We start from the raw sequence: 21,035 nt of genomic DNA, 5'->3' as shown, positions 1-21,035 counted from the left end.
GAACACCTGTCCTACGAAAGGCCATTTGCCTGGCGCATAGGCCAATTGGCCCCCCTCCAGGCGGTTATAGACCATGTGGTGGGGGCAGGGGTCGGAGTATGGGCTGGACGCACGACCACAGTGACGCAGGCCGCGACCGCCGCTCGGCGGCCGGCAGGGGATCCCACCAGCAAGGCGGTGCACCGCAGATGGCAGGTACGGATCTCCGGGTCGGGATTCCGCATATCCTCCGCCGCCGGGCCCGCTGGGTCTCGGTACGGCTCCGTCACCATCACCCTCGCGGCTGACGACGGGCGTACGGCCGAACGTGCCGCGGGCCGTTTTCCCGGCCGTACGCCCGTCCGCGGCGTTCCCCGCCGTACGCCCCTCCGCGGCAGCTCTCCCGCGGCTCAGAGTGCGCAGCTGTCGCTGTCCACCTGCTGGGTCGCGGAACGGCCCTTGACGATGTCCTCCTGGATCTCGTCCACGGTGAGCGCGTACCCCGTCTCGGCGTCATCGAGGGACTTGGCGAACACCACGCCGTAGACCTGGCCCTCGGGGGTCAGCAGCGGGCCGCCGGAGTTGCCCTGCCGGACCGTCGCGTACAGGGAGTAGACGTCACGGCGGACGGTGCCCCGGTGGTAGATGTCCGGGCCGTTGGCCGTGATGCGCCCGCGCAGCCGCGCGGACCGGACGTCGTACGCGCCGTTCTCCGGGAAGCCTGCGACGATCGCGCTGTCGCCGCTGCTCGCGTCCTCGGTGGTGAACCGCAGCGCGGGCGCCTCCAGGTCCGGGACGTCGAGGACCGCGATGTCGCGTTTCCAGTCGTAGAGGACGACCGTCGCGTCGTACTTCCTGCCCTCGCCGCCTATCTGCACGGTCGGCTCGTCGACGCCGCCCACGACATGCGCGTTGGTCATGACGCGGCGCTCGGAGAACACGAAGCCGGTGCCTTCGAGGACCTTGCCGCACTGCGGGGCGGTGCCCGTGACCTTGACGATGGACCGCTGCGCCCGCCCGGCCACGGGGCTGCCGGCCAGGGCGGGGTCGGGGGGCTGGACGTTGGTGATCGGCTCGTTCGCGAACGGGCTGAAGACCTGGGGGAAACCGTTCTGCGCGAGGACGGAGGAGAAGTCGGCGAACCAGGTGTCGGCCCGGTCGGGCAGTGCCCGGGAGACGCCGGTCAGCACCTTGGACTGGCGGACCTCCTTGCCGAGGGTCGGAAGGGTCGTGCCCGCGAGGGCGGAACCGATCAGCCAGGCGACCAGGAGCATCGCGACGACGTTGACCAGGGCGCCTCCGGTGGCGTCGAGCGCGCGGGCCGGGGACCATGTGATGTGACGGCGCAGCTTGTTGCCGAGGTGCGTGGTCAGGGCCTGGCCGACGGAGGCGCAGACTATGACGACGACGACCGCGACCACAGCGGCGGCCGTGCCGACCTCCGCGTTGTCCGTCATGAGGTCCCAGATGACGGGGAGGATGTAGACGGCGACGAGACCGCCGCCCAGGAACCCGATCACCGACAGGATGCCGACGACGAACCCCTGGCGGTAGCCGACGACCGCGAACCACACGGCGGTGACCAGCAACAGGATGTCCAGCACGTTCACCGCGTTTTGCCTCGCCTCGTCGTTCCGGTCGTCCTTACCGGGCCGGAGTCCGGGGGCACACGGCATGAACCGCCGTCGTCACGAGCCCCCGTACCGCACGGCACCGCGCCCACCCTGTCATGACCGCCAGTCCAGCGGGACCTGCTTCTCCCGGTCCCAGGGGCGCTCCCACCCCGTGTAGTGGAGCAGCCGGTCGATGATCCCGGCCGTGAAACCCCACACGACGGCCGATTCGACCAGGAATGCCGGACCCCGGTGGCCACTGGGGTGGACGGTGGTCGTCCGGTTGTCCGGATTGGTGAGATCCGCCACGGGAACGGTGAAGACGCGCGCGGTCTCGTTCGGATCGACGACACCGACCGGGCTGGGGGTCCGCCACCAGCCCAGGACCGGCGTGACGACGAAGCTGCTGACGGGGATGTAGAGCTTCGGCAGCGCTCCGAAGAGCTGGACGCCGTCGGGATCGAGCCCCGTCTCCTCCTCGGCCTCGCGCAGCGCGGCCCGCAGCGGCCCGTCGGCCAGCGGGTCGCCGTCCTCGGGGTCGAGCGTGCCGCCGGGGAAGGCAGGCTGTCCGGCATGCGAGCGCAGCGCGGCCGACCGCTCCATGAGCAGCAGCTCCGGGCCGCGCTCACCGTCGCCGAACAGGACGAGGACGGCGGCCTGGCGGCCCGCGCCGTCCGCCGGGGGCAGGAAGCGGCTCAACTCGTTCGGTGCGACCGTCTCCGCGACCCGGACCACGGGGTCCAGCCAGGAGGGCAGGCCCTCCGTATTGAGCGTCACCCGGCCGCCCCGGGGGTCGGTCACCCGTGTCATCGCCACCTCTGCCGCCCTCGCCCCACCGCTCCCCTGCCCCGTTCGTTCAACGCCCGCCGGTCCCTGGATCGTTCCACCGAGGCCCGCCGTGTATGCCCCCGTCATGCGGTTCAGGCGGCCCAGGCGACTCACCCGGCACCCAGCGGCGGGGCCGGCCGGCCGCCCGCGTCCAGGTAGGCCTGCGGGGGGTTCAGGCGCTGGCCCGGGAAGCCGCCCTTCTCGTACTTCAGCAGCTTCCGCGCCTTGTCGGGGTCGGTCTCGCCCTCGCCGTACGCCGGGCAGAGCGGGGCGACGGGGCAGGCGCCGCACGCGGGTCTACGGGCGTGACAGATGCGGCGGCCGTGCCAGATCACGTGGTGCGAGAGGTCGGTCCATCCGCTCTTCGGGAAGAGTGCGCCGACGGCCGCCTCGATCTTGTCGGGGTCGGTCTCCTCGGTCCACTTCCAGCGCCGCACCAGACGCTGGAAGTGCGTGTCCACGGTGATGCCGGGCCGGCCGAAGGCATTGCCGAGCACGACGAAGGCCGTCTTGCGGCCCACACCGGGCAACTTGACGAGATCCTCGAGCCGGCCCGGCACCTCGCCGCCGAAATCCTCCGTCAGCGCCTTCGAAAGGCCTATCACCGACTTGGTCTTGGCCCGGAAGAAACCGGTGGGGCGCAGGATCTCCTCCACCTCCTCCGGGTTGGCGGCGGCCAGGTCCTCGGGGGTGGGGTATTTCGCGAAGAGGGCGGGGGTCGTCTGGTTGACGCGCAGGTCGGTGGTCTGGGCCGACAGGACCGTGGCGACCACGAGTTGGAAGGGGTTCTCGAAATCCAGCTCGGGGTGGGCGTACGGGAAGACCTCGGCGAGCTCCCGGTTGATCCGCCGGGCGCGGCGGACGAGGGCGATGCGCGACTCCGTCTTGGGCGGCTTGGCCGCCCTGCCGGCGTCCGCGGGCTTCGACGGGCTCACCGGCTTCGCCGAATCCGCCCCGACCGCGCGGCTCGCACTCGCACTCGCACTCGAGGCCGCACTCGAGGCCGCGTCCGAGGCGGGGTTCGAGTTGCCGTCCAGGGTCGGGGCCGACATCGGATCCGAGGTCGTGCTCCCGGTCGTACTCGCGGTCGATTTCTTCTTCACCGGCGCCTTCTTTGTCGGTTTCGCCGTTTCCCTGCCGCCATCCGAGCCCTGTTCGCCCACGGCGGAATCCCGGTGCGCCGCCGCCCGAACAGTCCCTTGGGCGTGCTCTCCCACTGGCTCTCCCACCGGCGATGTGGACACCCGGCCAGCCTACGGCTCGGCACTGACATCCGTCCCGGCCCCTGGAGACCGGCCCCCAATTGGACCCCTGCCGCTTACCCCGGCAGGCCTGTGCGGCATCCTTGTGACAGATCACACTGTTTGGACTGTCCGGCAAAATGGGCACTTCGGTCCCCTGGTACGTGGGGATCAGGATCCCCTGAGCAGGTCGACAAGGAGAGAACACGTGGACGACGTTCTGCGGCGGAACCCGCTCTTCGCGGCGCTCGACGACGAGCAGGCCGCGGAGCTTCGCGCCTCGCTGAGCGAGGTGACCCTCGCACGGGGCGACTCCCTGTTCCACGAGGGCGACCCGGGAGACCGGCTCTACGTGGTCACCGAGGGCAAGGTCAAGCTCCACCGCACCTCCCCCGACGGCCGCGAGAACATGCTGGCCGTCGTCGGACCCAGCGAGCTCATCGGTGAGCTGTCGCTCTTCGACCCGGGTCCGCGCACCGCGACCGCCACGGCACTGACCGAGGTCAAGCTGCTCGCCCTCGGCCACGGCGACCTCCAGCCCTGGCTGAACGCCCGCCCCGAGGTCGCCACCGCGCTGCTGCGGGCCGTCGCGCGCAGGCTGCGCAAGACCAACGACGCCATGTCGGACCTCGTCTTCTCCGATGTTCCGGGTCGGGTCGCCCGTGCCCTGCTGGACCTCTCCCGCCGCTTCGGCGTGCAGTCCGAGGAGGGCATCCACGTCGTCCACGACCTCACGCAGGAGGAGCTGGCCCAGCTGGTCGGCGCGTCCCGCGAGACGGTCAACAAGGCCCTGGCGGACTTCGCCCAGCGCGGCTGGCTCCGCCTGGAGGCCCGCGCGGTGATCCTCCTGGACGTCGAACGCCTCGCGAAGCGGTCCCGCTGACCCCGCTGTCCTGACCTCACCCCGGCCCGGCCCTCCGGAGCCCCGGAGGGCCGGGGCCCCGGGGGCCCCGGGGCCTGCCCGGCCCTAGATGAGCCCGTGCTCCCGCAGGTACTCCAGCTGCGCGCGGACCGACAGCTCCGCGGCCGGCCACAGGGAACGGTCCACGTCGGCGTAGACGTGGGCGACGACCTCGGACGGGCTGCGGTGGCCGTTCTCCACGGCCGTCTCCACCTGGGCCAGGCGGTGCGCGCGGTGCGCCAGGTAGTACTCGACGGCGCCCTGGGCGTCCTCCAGTACGGGGCCGTGGCCCGGCAGGACCGTGTGGACGCCGTCGTCGACCGTGAGCGAGCGCAGACGGCGCAGCGTGTCCAGATAGTCGCCGAGGCGGCCGTCGGGGTGGGCCACGACGGTCGTACCGCGCCCCAGGACCGTGTCGCCGGTGAGGACCGCACCGTCGGCCGGCAGGTGGAAGGCCAGCGAGTCGGCGGTGTGGCCGGGGGCGGGGACGATCCGCAGTTCCAGGCCGTCCACGGTGACCACGTCCCCGCCGGACAGTCCCTCGTCCCCCAGGCGCAGCTCCGGGTCCAGTGCCCGTACGTTCGTGCCGGTCAGCTCGGCGAAACGGGCGGCGCCCTCGGAGTGGTCCGGGTGACCGTGCGTCAGCAGGGTGAGGGCGACGCGGGTGCCGGCCCGCTCGGCGGTGTCGACGACGTTGCGCAGATGTCCCTCGTCCAGCGGACCCGGGTCGATCACGACCGCCCGCGCGGAGCCGGGTTCCGACAGGATCCACGTGTTGGTGCCGTCCAGGGTCATCGCCGAGGCGTTCGGCGCCAGGACGTTGACCGCCCGCGCGGTGGCGGGTCCGGAGAGGACTCCTCCGCGCGGTTGGCCGGGAAGGGCTGCCGCGTCCGTCATGCGAGGGCTCCACCGTTCGGGATGTGCCGGGTGAACTCGTCGTGCCCCGGCCAGGACAGTACGACCTCGCCCTCGTCCAGCCGCGCGGTGGCCAGCACCGGCGTGAGGTCACGCGCGGTTGCCGCCTCGAGCGCCTGTGCCGCCGCCGTGTACGCCGTCAGCTGGCGCAGGGTCGCGATGGTCGGCGGCATCATCAGCAGCTCGCCCCGGTCGTACGCGGCGGCCGCCTCGGCCGGGGCGATCCACACCGTACGGTCGGCCTCCGTGGAGGCGTTCCGGGTGCGCTGTCCCTCGGGGAGGGCGGCGACGAAGAACCAGGTGTCGTAGCGGCGGGGCTCGAACTCCGGGGTGATCCACCGGGTCCACCCGCCGAGCAGGTCCGAGCGCAGGACCAGCCCCCGGCGGTCGAGGAACTCCGCGAAGGACGTCTCCCGCGCGACGAGGGCCGCGCGGTCCGCCTCCCAGTCCGGGCCCGTGGTGTCGCCGACCACGGAGTCGGGCGCAGGGCCCGCGAGCAGCACGCCGGCTTCCTCGTACGTCTCGCGCACCGCGGCGCAGACGATCGCCTGGGCCGCCGTTTCGCCGACGCCGAGCCTGTCCGCCCACCACGCGCGCGGGGGGCCCGCCCAGCGGACGTGAAGATCGTCGTCGCGCGGGTCGACCCCACCGCCGGGATAGGCGTAGGCGCCCCCGGCGAAGGCCATGGAGGCGCGTCGGCGCAGCATGTGGACGGCGTAGCCGTTGCCGGTGTCCTTCAGGAGCATGACGGTGGCCGCGCGCTTCGGTGCGACCGGGACGAGGGTCCCGGTCGCGAGCGCGCGGATACGCTCCGGCCATTCCGGCGGATACCACTGTCCGCCGGTCCGACCACCCGCCCGGCCACCCGACTGGCCCCCGGCCCGCCCATCAGCCTGCGCATTCGCCATGGCCGGAGGCTATCCCGCGACGGGCCGATGTTCGAGGGGGAGCGAGGAGCGGGGAGCAGCGAGGAGCGGGAGCAGCGAGGAGCGGGGAGAAGCACCCGCCCGCCCCCGTAAGCCGCCCCGTAGCCGCCCCCGTCGGTCCGCGGTCCTTCTCCGTCAGTCCGTCTCGGTCAGTTCCACCTGGATCTCGACCTCCACGGGCGCGTCCAGCGGCAGTACCGCGACGCCCACCGCGCTGCGGGCGTGGACGCCCTTGTCGCCGAGGACGTCGACCAGCAGCTCGCTCGCGCCGTTGAGGACGCCCGGCTGGCCCGTGAAGTCCGCGGCCGAGGCCACGAACCCGGTGACCTTCACCACGCGCGCGACGCGGTCCAGGTCGCCGGCGACGGACTTCACGGCGGCGAGGGCGTTCAGCGCACAGGTGCGCGCCAGTTCCTTCGCCTCCTCCGCCGTGACCTCGGCGCCGACCTTGCCGGTCAGCGAGAGCGCGCCGTCCACCATGGGCAGCTGGCCGGCGGTGTGGACGTACCGGCCGGACAGCACGGCCGGACGGTACGCGGCCAGCGGCGCGGCGACCTCGGGCAGCCTCAGCCCGAGCTCGGCCAGCTTCGCCTCGACCGCACTCACGCCTGCTTCTCCCGCTTCAGGTAGGCCACCAGCTGCTCGGGGTTGTTCGGGCCGGGAACGACCTGTACGAGCTCCCAGCCGTCCTCGCCCCAGGTGTCCAGAATCTGCTTCGTGGCGTGGACCAGCAGCGGAACCGTGGAGTACTCCCATTTCGTCATGTGGCGACTCTAGCGGCTGCATTCCGGGGAGATCCCACCCGGATCCACCGGGACGCGCGGGGAGGAATTAGGCTCAAAGGCGTGAGCAGGCTTCAGGTCGTCAGTGGCAAGGGCGGAACCGGCAAGACCACGGTGGCCGCGGCCCTCGCGCTGGCTCTGGCCACGGAGGGGAAGCGGACGCTTCTCGTCGAGGTCGAGGGCCGCCAGGGAATCGCACAGGTTTTCGAGACGGAGGCGCTGCCGTACGAAGAACGGAAGATCGCCGTCGCTCCCGGGGGCGGGGAGGTGCACGCCCTCGCCATCGACGCGGAGCGGGCGCTTCTGGACTACCTCCAGATGTTCTACAAGCTGGGCGGCGCCGGGCGTGCCCTGAAGAAGCTCGGCGCGATCGACTTCGCGACCACCATCGCGCCGGGCGTACGGGACGTCCTGCTGACCGGCAAGGCGTGCGAGGCGGTACGGCGCAAGGACAGGAGAGGGCGGTTCGTCTACGACTACGTCGTGATGGACGCCCCGCCGACCGGGCGCATCACCCGCTTCCTCAACGTCAACGACGAGGTCGCGGGCCTCGCCAGGATCGGCCCGATACACCATCAGGCACAGGCCGTGATGCGGGTGCTGAAGTCGCCGGAGACGGCGGTGCACCTGGTCACGCTGCTGGAGGAGATGCCGGTCCAGGAGACCGTGGACGGCATCGCCGAGCTACGGGCGGCCCGGCTGCCGGTGGGGCGGGTCGTCGTCAACATGGTGCGCCCGGAACTGCTGGACGCGTCCGATCTGGAACTCGTGGGGACGGTCACGCGTTCCTCCGTGGCGCGGTCGTTGTCCTCCGCCGGTCTCGGTGGCGCACGGCGCGGCGGCCACGCCGAGCGGCTGGTGGACCCCCTGCTCGCGCAGGCGCAGGAGTACGCCGAGCGGTACGCGCTGGAGGCCGAGCAGCGCGCCGCGCTGGCCGAGGTGGAGCTGCCCCGGCACGAGCTGCCGCTGCTCGCGGAGGGCATGGACCTGGCCGGCCTGTACGAGCTGGCCGAGGAACTCCGCGCCCAGGGTGTGTCATGACCGGCAAGAACCCGCCCGCCGAAGCCGCGCCCCGTACGGGCGTGCCCGTCACCGACCGGCAACCGAACCGGAAGCATCGGAAGCAGGGAGTGTCATGAGTCGTCGTCCGGAACCGGCGCAGTCGCCCGGCCCGTCCCTCTCGGGGGGCTCCGCCGACACGGTCCACCCGGGTGGTCCCGCCCACTCGGGCGACTCGGCCCGCCACCACCTCTCCTCTGTGGCCTCGCTCGACATCGACCCGCTGATCGAGGACCGCGGCACCCGGATCGTGGTGTGCTGCGGTTCGGGCGGGGTGGGCAAGACGACCACCGCGGCGGCGCTGGGTCTGCGCGCGGCCGAGCGGGGACGCAAGGTGGTCGTCCTCACCATCGACCCGGCCCGCAGACTGGCCCAGTCCATGGGCATCGACTCGCTCGACAACGTCCCCCGCCGGGTGAAGGGCATCGACGACTCCGCGGGCGGCGAACTGCACGCGATGATGCTCGACATGAAGCGCACGTTCGACGAGATCGTCGAGGCGCACGCGGACCCCGAGCGGGCCTCGGCGATTCTGCGGAACCCCTTCTACCAGTCGCTCTCGGCGGGCTTCGCGGGCACGCAGGAGTACATGGCGATGGAGAAGCTGGGGCAGCTGCGGGCCCGGGACGAGTGGGACCTCATCGTCGTCGACACCCCGCCGTCCCGGTCCGCGCTGGACTTCCTGGACGCGCCGAAGCGGCTCGGTTCCTTCCTCGACGGCAAGCTCATCCGCGTACTGCTGACCCCGGCGAAGGTCGGCGGCCGGGCGGGGATGAAGTTCCTGAACGTCGGGATGTCCATGATGACCGGCGTCCTGGGGAAGGTGCTCGGGGGCCAGCTGCTGGGCGACGTGCAGACGTTCGTGGCGGCGATGGACTCCATGTTCGGCGGGTTCCGTACCCGCGCGGACGCCACGTTCAAGCTGCTCCAGGCACCCGGGACCGCGTTCCTGGTGGTCGCGGCCCCGGAGCGGGACGCGCTGCGCGAGGCCGCGTACTTCGTGGAACGGCTGGCCGCCGAGGACATGCCGCTGGCCGGCCTGGTCCTCAACCGGGTGCACGGCAGCGACGCCGACCGGCTGTCGGCCGAGCGGGCACTCGCCGCCGCAGAAAATCTTGAGGACTCCCGCATTGTGGATCAGGAGGACGGGAAAGCTGGACTTCGTAACTCACCCGACCCATACGAGAGTTCGGCCGATCCCGCTGCGGACACTCCCACTCCGGAGGCACCCGGGGCCCTTGACACGCCCAAGACACCCACACCCGTCTCTCCCGGCACCCCGGCACAGGACGACGTCCCCGACGGAGGCTCCCCCGCCACCGTGGACGACACCGGCGCCGGCGGGGCGGACGAGGCGGACGCGGAACGGTCCGTCGGCCAGCTCACCGCGGGCCTGTTGAGGCTGCACGCCGAGCGGATGCGGCTGCTCTCACGCGAGCAGCGCACACGGGACCGCTTCACCGCGCTCCATCCCGAGGTGGCGGTGACGGAAGTGGCCGCGCTGCCCGGCGACGTGCACGACCTCGCGGGGCTGCGGGACATCGGCGACCGGCTCGCGGCCAACCGGCCGGAGCTGCCCGGGGCGAGCGCCTGACACACGTCGGCACGCCCTGACGGCGGCGCCGCGCCCCGTCACCGGATCAGCCGGAACACCACTGGGCCCCCTGCCCCGAGACGCGCCCCCATCCCCCTGACGGACGGGTCCACGGGTCCACGGGTCCGCACCGACGGCCCCGCCGTGACGCGCAGCCGAGCACTGACCGCCCGCCGAACACTGTCCGCCCGCCGAGCGCCGCCCGCACGGACTCCTGCCCCGCGCGGAGTCTGCTCGTCCGGAATCCTGCCCGCTGTGCTCCCGCGCAGAGGCCAAGGTCCCCCGAGAGCCCTCAGCCCACCGCGGCAAGGTTCGCGTACACCTCGTCGTCGAGGGGGACGATGCCCGTCCCCTGCTCGTACTCCGTGCGCGCGGTCTCCAGCAGCCGGCGCCAGGACGTCACCGTGGGCCGCCGGCGCAGCAGTGCGCGGCGTTCACGTTCCGTCATCCCTCCCCATACGCCGAACTCGACGCGGTTGTCGAGCGCGTCGGCCAGGCACTCCGTGCGTACCGGACATCCGGTGCACACCGCCTTGGCCCTGTTCTGCGCTGCTCCTTGAACGAACAGTTCATCCGGATCAGTAGTGCGACAGGCAGCCTGCGCACTCCAGTCGGTAACCCAGCCCATACCGGCGCCGTCCTCTCCCGAATCGAGGCTCCCCCACGGCGGCAGCGGCATATTCACCGCCGCCAGTTGAGGACGTTACGGAAGGTGGGCACGGCGCAACACCCCCAGCGGGCCCAATCTTGAATGGCCCGAACGGACTATGGGTAAGCGGCAGATCACCCGGGGGAGTGAGCTGACGACATGCGCGACAATCCCGACGTTTCGGGTCGTTTCACTTGCGCCACAACGGACACCATGTGACACGGAAGGCGGATCCGGACACGCACCCAACACGCCCCGACGAAAAAAGCCGGAGGGATCCGGAACGATTCGGGGTCGCCGGACGTATTGATACGTGACCTCAGTGCTGTGACAGTTGTGAGCAGCTTAGGCCAAGGCCTGTACGCCTGTCCGGCGAACGAGAACGTAGCCACCTCACGTTGCTGTGCCGTCAAGTCTTCGGGATGAGTCCTGGGATTGACGACGCCGGACGGCACCAGGTCCCAGCCGAGGCCTCATGGGCCAGGCAGGCTTCAGGAATCCGTCCGGGGCCGACGAGGGTGGTGGCGGTCACGCGAGCGCCGGGCGACGCACGGTCTGCAGCTGGGCATCGAGGTTCGGCGGTCGTGAGGCATCCGTCCGACGCCCACGCGACCGCCACCACCATTCGCACCAGATCGCGCACCGGTCTCCGTTGAGGCCTCGACGGCCCGGCTGCACCTGGATGTCACGGTCTGGTACTCGAACGCTCCGAGAGGCCCCTGCTCCTGCGGAACGCCGCTCACTACGGATTAGGCTGCTCCCATGCCAAAGAAGCGCTCGGGCGGTGGTCTGTCGCCAACGCAGCAGGCCGCCAAGTTCCTCGGTGTCAGTGTCCTGTCGGGAGCCGTGCTGGCCGGTATCGCGATCCCCGCCGTGGGTGCGCTGGGCCTCGCCGCCAAGGGGTCGGTGGAGAGCTTCGACGAGCTCCCCGCCAACCTCAAGACGCCCCCGCTGAGCCAGCGCACCACCATCCTCGACGCGGCGGGCGGCAAGATCGCGACCGTCTACTCGCGCGACCGCACGGTGGTCGACCTCAAGGACATCTCGCCGCACCTGCAGAAGGCGATCGTCGCGATCGAGGACTCGCGTTTCTACGAGCACGGCGCGGTCGACCTCAAGGGCGTGCTGCGCGCGCTCAACCGCAACGCGCAGACCGGCGGCGTCTCCGAGGGCGCGTCCACCCTGACACAGCAGTACGTGAAGAACGTCTTCGTGGAGGAGGCGGGCGACGACCCGACGAAGGTCGCGCAGGCCACCCAGCAGACCATCGGCCGCAAGATCCGCGAGCTGAAGTTCGCGATCCAGGTCGAGGAGGAGCTGGGCAAGAAGAAGATCCTCGAGAACTACCTGAACATCACGTACTTCGGCCAGCAGGCCTACGGCGTGGAGGCCGCCGCCCAGCGCTACTTCTCCAAGCCCGCCAAGGACCTCAACCTCCAGGAGTCGGCCCTCATCGCCGGCCTCGTCCAGTCGCCGAGCCGGTACGACCCGGTCAACGACGAGACGGAGGCGACCGAGCGGCGCAACGTGGTCCTCGCACGGATGGCCCAGGTCGGCGACATCTCCCGGGAGGAGGCCGCCGAGGCGTCGAGGACACCGCTCGGACTGAAGGTCAGCAAGCCGAAGAACGGCTGCATCACGGCGGTCGACGACGCGGCCTTCTTCTGCGACTACGTGCGCGAGGTGTTCCTGAACGACCCGGTCTTCGGGAAGGAGAAGGAGGACCGGGCCAAGGTCTGGAACCAGGGCGGCCTGACCATCCGTACGACGCTCGACCCGCAGGCGCAGAAGTCGGTGCAGGACTCGCTCGAGAGCCACGTCAACAAGAGCGACTCGGTCGCCGCGGCAATCACCCTGGTCGAGCCCGGCACCGGCAAGGTACTCGGCATGGGCCAGTCGAAACCGTACGGCTACGACAAGAACGAGACCGAGATCAACTATTCGGTCGACCACAGCATGGGCGGCTCCAACTACGGCTTCCCGACCGGTTCGACGTTCAAGCCCTTCGTCGCGGCGGCCGCGATCGAGGAGGGGAGGCCTCCCACCCAGGAGTACTCGTCGCCGTACGAGATGCCCTACCCCGACCCCGTGCAGACGTGCAGCGGCAAACCCTGGATGAACGAGAGCAGCGAAACCGTCCCCAACGAGGACGAGTCGGAGGTCGGCCCGTACCGGCTGAAGGAGGCGATGGCCCTGTCGGTCAACACCTACTTCGTGCAGATGGTCGCCGACATCGGCCTGTGCCCGCTGGTGAAGATGACGGACGCCCTGCACGTCGTGCAGGGCAACAGCGAGAAGCTTCCGGAGGTGCCCGCCATCTCCCTCGGCTCCAAGGGCGTCTCGCCGCTGACGATGGCGTCCGCATACGCCGCCTTCGCCTCACGGGGCATGTACTGCACGCCGGTCGCCATCGAGTCGATCACCCAGAAGATCGGCGACCAGCAGAAGTCACTGGCCGTACCGAAGTCGACGTGCTCGCGGGCGATGAGTGAGAAGACCGCGGACACGGTGAACACCCTGCTGCAGGGTGTGGTCGACTCCGGTACGGGCCAGGAGGCCGGTCTGACGGACCGCGCCAACGCAGGTAAGACGGGTACGACGGACGAGCGCAAGAACGCCTGGTTCGTCGGTTACACGCCGAACCTGTCGGGCGCGGTCTGGGTCGGCAGCGACACCCAGCAGGTCAAGATGGTCGACATCAGCATCGGCGGTACCTGGCATCCCAAGGTCTACGGCGGCTCGGTGCCGGGCCCCATCTGGCGGGACGCGATGACCGGCGCCCTGTCGGGCAAGGAAGCACCCAGCTTCAACTTCGTCAGCATCCCGGATCCCAAGGACGAGGACGAGGACGAGGACCGGGACCGCGGGAACAACGGCGGCGGCGGCAACGGCGGCGGCGGTGACGGCCGCAACAACAACGCCGGCGGAATCATCGGAGGCCTCTTCGGCGGCGGAGACGGCGGCGGTGGCGGCAACGGCGGCGGTGGCGGCAACGGCGGTGGCAACGGCGGGACCGCCACCAACGGCGGAGCCGAACCGCTCCCGACCATCTCCCTCCCGGAGGGCTTCCTCCAGGGCCCCGGCAACGGGCCCGGCGGACGACGCTGACCGGCCCGCCGGACAGGATCCGCCTTTTTCCCCACAACCTTTCGGCCGGTCCGGCGCAATAGCGCCAGCTGTTCGAAAAGGGGCACCCTCGGAGCGAAGGCCGTGAAGTATTCACTCACGGCGCGACCACGAGGTTGCCCCTTTTTCTTTTTCCCTTCACATGGAGGGCCATGAAAACCCGATCCCGCCTCGGTGTGACACTCGGCGCGCTGGCGGCCGCCCTCACACTCGCCGTCCCGAATTCAGCGTCGGCCACCGCACTGGCCTGTTACGACTTCGGGTGCGACGGACACGACCCGAACATCCAGAGCTGGGAGTCCGGACCGGTCTCCCCGTACGGTCCCTACGCCCTCGGCAACTCCCTCCTGTACGAGCTGCGGTGGGGAAAGACGGACGGCGACCAGTACAGCTGGGCCCGGCTGCACTACATCAGCGGCTCGGGCCAGCAGGACTGGAACGTGTACGTCCAGCGCTGCACCAAGGATCGGTCTTCCTGCTACTGGCGGCTCGGCCTGAAGAAGGGCGGCGCCTCGGGCTGGACCGCCAAGATCCCAGGCGGGACGAACTACTACTGGACGCGCACACCGATGTACCACAACCCCTCGACGCACATGATGCGAGCCTGCGTCGAGGACCCGTCGGGCGACCAGAGCTGCACGCCCTGGTACTGAGTCCGGTACGAACTCGGCATGGCCGACGGCACCGCCAACGGCGTCTTCGGCCCAGGCACCCGGACCGGCCTGAAGGACCACACCGTCGCCGTCGGCACCACCGGCACCTGGGCGTTGCTCCTCACCGCGGCCATGCGGCCAAGATCCGCGCCTGGAACGAAAGCCGGGCCCGGGCCGGCGTCCTCGGCGACATGACGCAACCGCCCCGACACCGCCGCGCCGCCGGCCACCGGCCACCGCTGAACGCCCTGAGGGACGGCTCGCCGTCGTCCGACGACCGAGAGCGATCCCGGCCGTCGGACGTATTCAGCCGGCGAGGAGCTTCTTGACCGCGGCGGCCACGCGGCCGCCCTCGGCCCGCCCGGCCACCTTCGGGTTGACGATCTTCATGACCGCGCCCATGGCCCGCGGACCCTCTGCACCGGCCGCCTTCGCCTCCTCGACGGCCTGGGCGACGATCGCGTTCAACTCCTCGTCGGACAGCTGCTGGGGCAGGTAGCGCGCGAGGAACTCGCCCTCCGCCTTCTCCCGCTCGGCCTGCTCGGGACGCCCGCCCTGGGCGAAGGCGTCCGCCGCCTCACGGCGCTTCTTCGCCTCGCGGGTGATCACCTTGAGGACCTCGTCGTCGGAGAGCTCGCGCTTCTCCGTCCCCGCGACCTCCTCCTTGGTGATCGCGGTGAGCGTCAGCCGGAGCGTCGAGGAGCTGAGCTCGTCGCGCTCTCTGATCGCAACGTTGAGGTCGTCGTGCAGCTTCGACTTGAGCGTGGTCATGCCCTGATTCTCGCAGGAACGGAGGGAGGGGCGCCCGCACATTTACGGCGTGCTCCCAAACCCCTTTCCCGTGGGGCCCGTTCGGGTGGACGGTCCTCCCCCCGTGCCGACCGGTACCGGCTCCGGGGCCGACCGGTGCGAACTGGTACCGCCGGACCTCCACGCTCCCGGATCTGACACGATGGACACATGCGCGCGCGATACGGAATCCCCCTGGGAATCACGGCGGCCGGCGCCGCCGGACTGGTGTACGCGGCGGGCTTCGAGGCCCGCTCCTTCCGGCTGCGACGGGTGACGATCCCGGTCCTGCCCGCCGGAATGCGCCCGCTGCGCGTGCTGCAGGTCTCCGACATCCACATGGTGAGCGGCCAGCGCAAGAAGCAGCGCTGGCTGCGCTCGCTGGCGGGTCTGCGCCCGGACTTCGTGATCAACACGGGCGACAACCTGTCCGACCCGGAGGGCGTCCCGGAGGTACTGGACGCGCTGGGCCCGCTGATGGAGTTCCCGGGTGCGTACGTCTTCGGCTCCAACGACTACTACGGCCCGAAGCTGCGCAACCCGGCCCGCTATCTGATCGAGAAGGCCCAGGGCCGGCACGGCCTGAACGGCAACGCCCCGGCCGCCGACGTGGTCCACAACCCGTGGGAGGACCTGCGGGACGGCTTCGACGACGCGGGCTGGCGGAACCTGACGAACACCAGGGACACCCTGAAGATCGAGGGCGTCACGATCGAGCTGACCGGCCTGGACGACCCGCACATCAAGCGGGACCGCTACACGGAGGTGTCGGGCGGCCCGTCGGGCACGGCGGACTTCTCGATGGGCGTCGTCCACGCCCCCTACCTGCGCGTCCTGGACTCCTTCACGGCCGACGGCTACCCCCTGGTCCTGGCCGGCCACACCCACGGCGGCCAACTGTGCATCCCCTTCTACGGCGCCCTGGTCACCAACTGCGACCTGGACACCGACCGTGTGAAGGGCCTGTCCTCGCACACGTCCGAGGGCCGGACGTCGTACCTCCACGTCTCCGCGGGCTGCGGCACCAACCGCTACACCCCGATCCGCGTCGCCTGCCCTCCGGAGGCGACGCTGATGACGCTGGTGGGGCGGGAGTAGCCCGGGGACGGGCCTGTCCGGGGACGGCCCGGGGACGGTCCTGCCCGGGGACGAACGCGGCAAGCCACTCGGCGGCGTACCCCTTCCGGCCCACCCGCATCGCCCCGACCAGGTCGTTCACCCACTCTGGGGTTCATGACCGCCCCGATACCCAGGGACATCCCTGACCTCCCCGTCATCCCGGGCAGACGAACGAACCTCATGCCGTCGTCCGCCCCCGCGGGAGCCGTGGCACCACCCGTACGCCGCCCCCTGACAGCGGCGTACCGCCTGCTCCTGGCGCTGGCAGCGATCGCGGCGGTGACCGTGGAGCTCCTGCTCGGCAGCCCTGCGCGCGTCCTGAGCCACTTCGCGATCCAGAGCACGCTCCTGCTGGCCGTGGTCATGCTCGCCTCGGCCGGCAGGGCCTGGGCGGCCCGCCGCCCCCTGCCGGGCGCCGTGACCGGAGCGACGCTGCTGTACGTGGTCGCGACAGCCCTGGTCCACCACGTACTCCCGGCGGACGCGACACCGGCGTTCACGATGACGGAGCCGACGACGACGGCAGCCCTGACCGGAACAGCCGCCACGCTGGCCGCCCTCGCGCCGCCCGCCCTGCACACGGCGCTTCCCGTCGCGGCGGTCCTGGACTGGCTGCTCCTCTCCCCGCCGGCCCGCACACGCCTCGCCCACGCCGCCGCATGGCTCCTGTACCCGACGACGTACCTGACCTTCGCCCCGGCCCTCGGCGCCCTCCTCCCCGACGGCGCAGCCCGCTTCCTCCACCCCTTCCAGGACACCGGCCGACACGGCCACCAGCACGTCCTGGGCGTCTCCCTCCTCCTGCTCCTCGCCCTCTACGCCCTGGCGCTCGTCCTCATCACCGCGGACCGCACCCGCCCGGACCCCGTCCGCCTCGGCGCAAGAACCGGATTTCGTCTCCAGCCACCGGTGGGCTAAAGTGAACGTCGTCGCCGCGAGAGCAGCGACAATCGGGGTGTGGCGCAGCTTGGTAGCGCGCTTCGTTCGGGACGAAGAGGTCGTGGGTTCAAATCCCGCCACCCCGACAGAGAAACACCAGATCAGCCAGGCTACTCATGTGAGTAGCCTGGCTGATCTGCTTTGTGCGTGTCTATCTGCGTGACTACCGTTTCCCGTGTGCCTACGGCCGCTGCGGATCAGCGCCGAAGATCCCGTCCATGACCACGGCGCCGGTCCGGATCACGGGCCGGATCTGCTTCCGGTAGACCTCCTCAGTCACAGCCGTACCGGAGTGGCCGACGAGACGGGAGATCTCCTCCAGTGGGACGCCGTGACGGTCTTGTCGTCGGGCCTGATGAGGAGAGTGGTCATGGTTCAGCTCGCAGCGGTGGTGGTGAGGGCCGGGTAGTCGGTGTAGCCGCGGTGGTCGCCGCCGTAGAAGGTGGCCGGGTCGGGCTCGTTGAGGGGCGCACCCGTGCGGATGCGGTGGGGCAGGTCGGGGTTGGCCAGTGCTGTGGCGCCGACCGTGACGACATCGGCCAGACCGGAGTCGAGATCGGCGAAGCGGGTGTCGAGCGGGGTGCCGGCGCGGTTGACGATCAGTGCGGTGGGCCACTGCCGGCGCATCCGCTGGAGGAGTTCTGCGTCAGGCCCTTGGATGACGTGCAGGTAGGCGAGGCCGAGCGGGCCGACGGCGTCGAGCAGCGCCGGGTAGACGTCGTGGGTGTCGTGCTCGGTGATGTCGTTGTAGGGGTTGCCGGGGGAGATACGCAGGCCGGTCCGGTCGGCGCCGATCTCGGAGGCGACCGCAGATGTCACCTCGGCGGTAAAGCGGATGCGGTTGGTGACGGAGCCGCCGTACTGGTCGGTGCGGTTGTTGGCATTGGCTGAGAGGAACTGGTGGAGGAGGTAGCCGTTGGCGCCGTGGATCTCGACGCCGTCGAACCCGGCAGCGACGGCCGCCGCCGCCGCGTGGCGGAACCCGTCGACGACACCGGTGATCTCGTCGGCGGTGAGGGCCCGCGGGACGGGCATCTCCTGGGGGCCGACGGTGGTGAACATGACGCCCTTGGGTTGTACGGCCGAAGGGGCGACGGGCGTGCGGTGGTGCGGGGTGTTGTCCGGGTGGGAGATACGGCCGGTGTGCATGAGCTGGACCACGATGCGGCCGCCCTCGGCGTGCACGGCGTCGGTGACCTTGCGCCAGCCGGCGATGTGGGCATCGGTGTAGATGCCCGGGGTCAGCAGGTAGCCCTGGCCGTCGTCGGAGGGCTGGGTGCCTTCGGTGATGATCAGGGCCATCGAGGCCCGCTGCCGGTAGTACTCGACGTTGAGCTCGCTGGGTGCGCCGTCCGCCAGGGAGCGGTCGCGGGTCATGGGTGCCATGGCCAGCCGGTGCGGCAGTTCCATGGCCCCGACGGTGAAGGGGGTCCAAAGAGTCACGGGTTGTCGCTTTCTGCTCTTCAGAGCTGTCAGATGAGCGGTAAGGGTCAGAGGGAGACGAGGACGCGGACGCGGTCGGCGATGGCGCGGCGAGCAACGTCGGTGGTGAAGGCGAGGGAGTCGAATTCGTGCGGGACACCGGGGTGCAGGTGGAACTCCACAGGGACGCCGGCCCGGCTGAGCTTGGTCGCGTAGGCGAGGTCCTCGTCGCGGAAGGCATCGAGCTGGCCGACCTCGATGTAGGCCGGAGGCAGCCCGGTCGCGTCCTCGAGCCATCGCGGGGGGCTGCGGTCTGCCAGGTCTGGCAGACCGCAGCCCCCCGCGATGGCTCGACCGCTTGTAGGGAGACGCGACGCGATCGCCGTGCCGGAGAAGGTCGCCTAGGTGAGAGAGGCGGCGGAGGGAAGGACGAGGACCTTGCCGGAGAGCGCACCTTCCGCGGCCTCCGCGTGCAGCGCCGGCAGCTCGGCCAGCGGCACCCGTCGGGCGATGTCGACGTGCAACGCTCCGGAGTCGACCAGCGTCACCAGCCTCGCCAGTTGCGCAGCGTCGCTGTCGACGAAGAGGTTGACGCCGCGCACGCCGCGCTCCTCGTCGGAAGGCGCGGGCATCCACACCGTCGTGTTCACCACGATGCCGCCGTCGCGGACCACGGAGGTCAGCGCGGCCAGTTGCATCGGATCGACCGGCGCGAGGTTGAGCACGACGTCGACCAGCGCGGACAGCTCGGGGACCCCGTGGCCGAACACCTCATCGGCACCCGCCGTCCTGACGCGTTCGCTGCTGCGCGGCCCGGCCGTGGCGATCACGTGTGCGCCGGCGTGCTTGGCCAGCTGGACGGCGTAGCCGCCGACCGCACCGCCCGCACCGTTGATCAGTATCCGCTGGCCGGCAGTGAGCTCGGCGTGGTCGAAGAGGGCCTGCCAGGCGGTGAGCCCGACCAGCGGCAGCCCGCCCGCATCGGCCAGCGGGATGCTCGCAGGCGCCGCCGTCAGCAGGCCGGCCGGGGCGAGTACGTACTCCGCCGCCGCGCCGGCGCCGGTCATCGGCAGGAAGCCGACAACCCGGTCACCCGCCCGGACCCTGTCCGCGCCCTCGCCCAGCGCGTCGACCGTGCCCGCGACGTCGATGCCGGGGGTGTGCGGCAGGGCCACCGGGATGGGGCCCTGCATGAAGCCCGCGCGGATGTTGCCGTCGACCGGGTTGAACGACGTCGCGGCCACCCGGATCCGGACCTCCCCGGCCGCGGGTACCGGCTGTTCCACGTCCTCGTAACGCAAGACGTCCGGGGTGCCGTACTCATGGAAACGTACCGCTTTCATGACAGGTGCGACCTTTCATGACAGAGAGGATGCTTCGGATCTGAAGCATGGTGAGACCCGGGCACGCCTCGGCTTCGAGGCAGTGCCTTCAGGTGTGTGAGGGACGACAGCCGCTAGAGGGCGGTCAGGAGCTGAAGCTTGCCGTGGCTCGGGGAGCCGGGCACGGCGGTGAACACCAGCAGCGTCTGGCACTGCTCCGGATCCAGCAGCATCTCGGCGTACAGCTCGAGCTCCCCCAACTCGGGGTGCAGGTAGCGCTTGAGGTCGTGATGATGGGTCACGCCCACCTCGTGCAACCGCCAGATGTTCGCGAACTCGGAACTGACCTGCAGCAGCGCCGCGACGATCTCGCCGGCCCTCCCTGTGGGGTCCGCCGTGTACGCGTCCCTGATCTCCGCGGCAAAGACCCTGCCTCGTATCGAATGGTCCTCGACGGGGTACAGGCCACGGACTCCCGGATCACCGGTGAACCAACGGTAGACCAGGTAACGGGACATGCCCGAGTACTGGGTGTAGTCACCGAGCAGTGCGATCGCCGGGCGAGTCTGCAACAACGCCTCGCCGAGCCGTGACAGCACGATGGCGGGCACGTCCGAGAGGCCGGCGACGATCCGCATCATCGTGGGACCGATGTAATCGTCCCGCAGGATCCGCCGCGGCGCCGGGATCCCGCCCAGGATGAAGAGGTGGTCACGCTCGCTCTGGTTGAAACGCAGCGCCCGGGCGAGCGCGACGAGCATCCGCTCCGACGGCGCCGGACCTCGCTGCTGCTCGATCCGGCTGTAGTAGTCGGCCGACATCCCGGCCAGCGCCGCCACCTCCTCGCGCCGCAGCCCGCCGGTACGGCGCCGCTGCCCGCGGGGAATCCCGACATCCTCCGGCTGCAACGCCTCACGACGCGCTCGGAGAAAATCCGCCAGCAACGCCCGGTCCATCGCCCAACCTCCTCTGTTCGACAGGGCAATCCTGACGCGAACCGGGAACCGGATGAAGGGTGGTTCCAACCGCGGACAGGTTGTCCCTGGCTGAACGAGCTTGCGCACGGTATGCGGTGATACGGCGAGGTTTCGGCGTGGCTTGGTTTCACCTCTGACGTGCCGGGTCCAGGTCCGCGGTCTGCTGATGTGAGGGCAGGCCGGCGACGGCCCGGACCATGT

General features: G+C 70.6%; 22 protein-coding genes and 1 tRNA gene. 10 read left to right on the top strand and 13 right to left on the bottom strand.

The features are described from left to right. Positions 1-98 precede the first annotated feature (98 nt). Positions 99-287 carry a hypothetical protein gene (locus ORI94_RS30140; RefSeq protein WP_266073118.1) on the top strand — a complete coding sequence of 63 codons (189 nt, stop codon included), beginning with the start codon at positions 99-101 and terminating at the stop codon, positions 285-287. Between the two features lie 102 nt (positions 288-389). Here ORI94_RS30140 and ORI94_RS30135 read toward each other — a convergent pair whose 3' ends face one another. From ORI94_RS30135 to nth, 3 genes are all read right to left on the bottom strand, one after another. Then, entirely contained in the window at positions 390-1,589 is a 1,200-nt protein-coding gene (locus ORI94_RS30135; RefSeq protein ID WP_266073117.1) for a MarP family serine protease, read from the bottom strand. A gap of 117 nt (positions 1,590-1,706) precedes the next feature. Then, positions 1,707-2,402, bottom strand: a complete 696-nt coding sequence (locus tag ORI94_RS30130; protein ID WP_266073115.1) for an NUDIX hydrolase — start codon at positions 2,400-2,402, stop codon at positions 1,707-1,709. Positions 2,403-2,530: 128 nt separating this feature from the next. Further along, the gene (gene nth / locus ORI94_RS30125; RefSeq protein ID WP_416237782.1) at positions 2,531-3,472 is read right to left on the bottom strand and encodes an endonuclease III; all 942 of its coding nucleotides are present in this window, start codon (positions 3,470-3,472) and stop codon (positions 2,531-2,533) included. 397 nt (positions 3,473-3,869) lie between these two features. Here nth and ORI94_RS30120 point away from each other — a divergent pair, with 397 nt between their 5' ends. Further along, on the top strand, positions 3,870-4,544 hold the full coding sequence (locus tag ORI94_RS30120; RefSeq protein ID WP_042163713.1) for a Crp/Fnr family transcriptional regulator: 675 nt from the start codon (positions 3,870-3,872) through the stop codon (positions 4,542-4,544). Positions 4,545-4,628: 84 nt separating this feature from the next. Here ORI94_RS30120 and ORI94_RS30115 read toward each other — a convergent pair whose 3' ends face one another. The 4 genes from ORI94_RS30115 to ORI94_RS30100 all read right to left on the bottom strand — a co-directional run bounded on the left by ORI94_RS30115 (position 4,629) and on the right by ORI94_RS30100 (position 7,167). Next, entirely contained in the window at positions 4,629-5,459 is an 831-nt protein-coding gene (locus ORI94_RS30115) for an MBL fold metallo-hydrolase (protein WP_266073110.1), read from the bottom strand. Continuing rightward, positions 5,456-6,385 (bottom strand): NUDIX hydrolase, encoded by a 930-nt coding sequence (locus ORI94_RS30110; protein WP_266073108.1) that lies wholly within the window; start codon positions 6,383-6,385, stop codon positions 5,456-5,458. The genes ORI94_RS30115 and ORI94_RS30110 overlap by 4 nt, the downstream gene beginning before the upstream one ends. 153 nt (positions 6,386-6,538) lie before the next feature. Next, positions 6,539-7,009 (bottom strand): RidA family protein, encoded by a 471-nt coding sequence (locus tag ORI94_RS30105; RefSeq protein ID WP_266073106.1) that lies wholly within the window; start codon positions 7,007-7,009, stop codon positions 6,539-6,541. After that, complete coding sequence (locus ORI94_RS30100; RefSeq protein ID WP_019355547.1) at positions 7,006-7,167, bottom strand: DUF4177 domain-containing protein; 162 nt, start codon at positions 7,165-7,167, stop codon at positions 7,006-7,008. The genes ORI94_RS30105 and ORI94_RS30100 overlap by 4 nt, the downstream gene beginning before the upstream one ends. An 81-nt stretch (positions 7,168-7,248) precedes the next feature. Between ORI94_RS30100 and ORI94_RS30095 the strand changes: the two genes are divergently transcribed. Further along, positions 7,249-8,226, top strand: a complete 978-nt coding sequence (locus ORI94_RS30095) for an ArsA family ATPase (RefSeq protein WP_266073101.1) — start codon at positions 7,249-7,251, stop codon at positions 8,224-8,226. A gap of 94 nt (positions 8,227-8,320) precedes the next feature. After that, complete coding sequence (locus tag ORI94_RS30090) at positions 8,321-9,838, top strand: ArsA family ATPase (RefSeq protein ID WP_266073100.1); 1,518 nt, start codon at positions 8,321-8,323, stop codon at positions 9,836-9,838. 292 nt (positions 9,839-10,130) lie between these two features. On the opposite strand, the gene wblA is transcribed toward ORI94_RS30090, so the two are convergent. Beyond that, positions 10,131-10,466, bottom strand: coding sequence for a transcriptional regulator WblA (wblA, locus tag ORI94_RS30085; protein WP_266073099.1), 336 nt, complete (start codon positions 10,464-10,466; stop codon positions 10,131-10,133). Positions 10,467-11,249: 783 nt separating this feature from the next. Here wblA and ORI94_RS30080 point away from each other — a divergent pair. From ORI94_RS30080 to ORI94_RS30070, 3 genes are all read left to right on the top strand, one after another. Further along, positions 11,250-13,595, top strand: a complete 2,346-nt coding sequence (locus ORI94_RS30080; RefSeq protein WP_266073098.1) for a transglycosylase domain-containing protein — start codon at positions 11,250-11,252, stop codon at positions 13,593-13,595. A 170-nt stretch (positions 13,596-13,765) separates the two neighbouring features. After that, a complete protein-coding gene (locus ORI94_RS30075; protein ID WP_266073246.1) occupies positions 13,766-14,266 on the top strand; it encodes a hypothetical protein in 501 nt (166 codons plus the stop codon). Positions 14,267-14,284: 18 nt separating this feature from the next. Then, positions 14,285-14,461 carry a hypothetical protein gene (locus tag ORI94_RS30070; protein WP_266073244.1) on the top strand — a complete coding sequence of 59 codons (177 nt, stop codon included), beginning with the start codon at positions 14,285-14,287 and terminating at the stop codon, positions 14,459-14,461. 111 nt (positions 14,462-14,572) lie between these two features. On the opposite strand, the gene ORI94_RS30065 is transcribed toward ORI94_RS30070, so the two are convergent. Beyond that, positions 14,573-15,037: a GatB/YqeY domain-containing protein gene (locus ORI94_RS30065; protein ID WP_266073097.1), complete on the bottom strand. Its 465-nt coding sequence runs from the start codon at positions 15,035-15,037 to the stop codon at positions 14,573-14,575. 189 nt (positions 15,038-15,226) lie between these two features. Here ORI94_RS30065 and ORI94_RS30060 point away from each other — a divergent pair, with 189 nt between their 5' ends. From ORI94_RS30060 to ORI94_RS30050, 3 genes are all read left to right on the top strand, one after another. Then, entirely contained in the window at positions 15,227-16,153 is a 927-nt protein-coding gene (locus ORI94_RS30060) for a metallophosphoesterase (protein ID WP_266073096.1), read from the top strand. A gap of 135 nt (positions 16,154-16,288) precedes the next feature. Continuing rightward, positions 16,289-17,092, top strand: coding sequence for a Pr6Pr family membrane protein (locus ORI94_RS30055; protein WP_266073094.1), 804 nt, complete (start codon positions 16,289-16,291; stop codon positions 17,090-17,092). 33 nt (positions 17,093-17,125) lie between these two features. Then, a tRNA-Pro gene (locus tag ORI94_RS30050) sits at positions 17,126-17,199 on the top strand. A gap of 289 nt (positions 17,200-17,488) precedes the next feature. Here the strand turns inward: ORI94_RS30050 and ORI94_RS30045 are convergent. The 4 genes from ORI94_RS30045 to ORI94_RS30030 all read right to left on the bottom strand — a co-directional run bounded on the left by ORI94_RS30045 (position 17,489) and on the right by ORI94_RS30030 (position 20,813). Next, the gene (locus ORI94_RS30045; RefSeq protein ID WP_266073092.1) at positions 17,489-18,556 is read right to left on the bottom strand and encodes an alkene reductase; all 1,068 of its coding nucleotides are present in this window, start codon (positions 18,554-18,556) and stop codon (positions 17,489-17,491) included. Positions 18,557-18,603: 47 nt separating this feature from the next. Beyond that, complete coding sequence (locus ORI94_RS30040; RefSeq protein ID WP_266081558.1) at positions 18,604-18,855, bottom strand: alpha/beta hydrolase; 252 nt, start codon at positions 18,853-18,855, stop codon at positions 18,604-18,606. An 81-nt stretch (positions 18,856-18,936) separates the two neighbouring features. After that, positions 18,937-19,878, bottom strand: coding sequence for an NADP-dependent oxidoreductase (locus ORI94_RS30035; protein ID WP_266081551.1), 942 nt, complete (start codon positions 19,876-19,878; stop codon positions 18,937-18,939). 113 nt (positions 19,879-19,991) lie between these two features. After that, positions 19,992-20,813, bottom strand: coding sequence for a helix-turn-helix transcriptional regulator (locus tag ORI94_RS30030; protein ID WP_266081549.1), 822 nt, complete (start codon positions 20,811-20,813; stop codon positions 19,992-19,994). Positions 20,814-21,035: the final 222 nt, after the last annotated feature.

The organism is Streptomyces sp. NEAU-W12 (assembly GCF_026242095.1).
GTDB lineage: Bacteria > Actinomycetota > Actinomycetes > Streptomycetales > Streptomycetaceae > Streptomyces.
Note: the sequence above shows the minus strand (reverse complement) of the source record. Positions and strands in the feature narration are given on the sequence as shown.

Excerpts from the sequence above, each read along its gene's own strand:
- ORI94_RS30140 (WP_266073118.1), top strand. The coding sequence starts at position 99 with ATGGGCTGGACGCACGACCACAGTGACGCAGGCCGCGACCGCCGCTCG.
- ORI94_RS30130 (WP_266073115.1), bottom strand. The coding sequence starts at position 2,402 with ATGACACGGGTGACCGACCCCCGGGGCGGCCGGGTGACGCTCAATACG.
- nth (WP_416237782.1), bottom strand. The coding sequence starts at position 3,472 with ATGTCGGCCCCGACCCTGGACGGCAACTCGAACCCCGCCTCGGACGCG.
- ORI94_RS30115 (WP_266073110.1), bottom strand. The coding sequence starts at position 5,459 with ATGACGGACGCGGCAGCCCTTCCCGGCCAACCGCGCGGAGGAGTCCTC.
- ORI94_RS30110 (WP_266073108.1), bottom strand. The coding sequence starts at position 6,385 with ATGGCGAATGCGCAGGCTGATGGGCGGGCCGGGGGCCAGTCGGGTGGC.
- ORI94_RS30100 (WP_019355547.1), bottom strand. The coding sequence starts at position 7,167 with ATGACGAAATGGGAGTACTCCACGGTTCCGCTGCTGGTCCACGCCACG.
- ORI94_RS30090 (WP_266073100.1), top strand. The coding sequence starts at position 8,321 with ATGAGTCGTCGTCCGGAACCGGCGCAGTCGCCCGGCCCGTCCCTCTCG.
- wblA (WP_266073099.1), bottom strand. The coding sequence starts at position 10,466 with ATGGGCTGGGTTACCGACTGGAGTGCGCAGGCTGCCTGTCGCACTACT.
- ORI94_RS30080 (WP_266073098.1), top strand. The coding sequence starts at position 11,250 with ATGCCAAAGAAGCGCTCGGGCGGTGGTCTGTCGCCAACGCAGCAGGCC.
- ORI94_RS30075 (WP_266073246.1), top strand. The coding sequence starts at position 13,766 with ATGAAAACCCGATCCCGCCTCGGTGTGACACTCGGCGCGCTGGCGGCC.
- ORI94_RS30070 (WP_266073244.1), top strand. The coding sequence starts at position 14,285 with ATGGCCGACGGCACCGCCAACGGCGTCTTCGGCCCAGGCACCCGGACC.
- ORI94_RS30065 (WP_266073097.1), bottom strand. The coding sequence starts at position 15,037 with ATGACCACGCTCAAGTCGAAGCTGCACGACGACCTCAACGTTGCGATC.
- ORI94_RS30060 (WP_266073096.1), top strand. The coding sequence starts at position 15,227 with ATGCGCGCGCGATACGGAATCCCCCTGGGAATCACGGCGGCCGGCGCC.
- ORI94_RS30055 (WP_266073094.1), top strand. The coding sequence starts at position 16,289 with ATGACCGCCCCGATACCCAGGGACATCCCTGACCTCCCCGTCATCCCG.
- ORI94_RS30035 (WP_266081551.1), bottom strand. The coding sequence starts at position 19,878 with ATGAAAGCGGTACGTTTCCATGAGTACGGCACCCCGGACGTCTTGCGT.
- ORI94_RS30030 (WP_266081549.1), bottom strand. The coding sequence starts at position 20,813 with ATGGACCGGGCGTTGCTGGCGGATTTTCTCCGAGCGCGTCGTGAGGCG.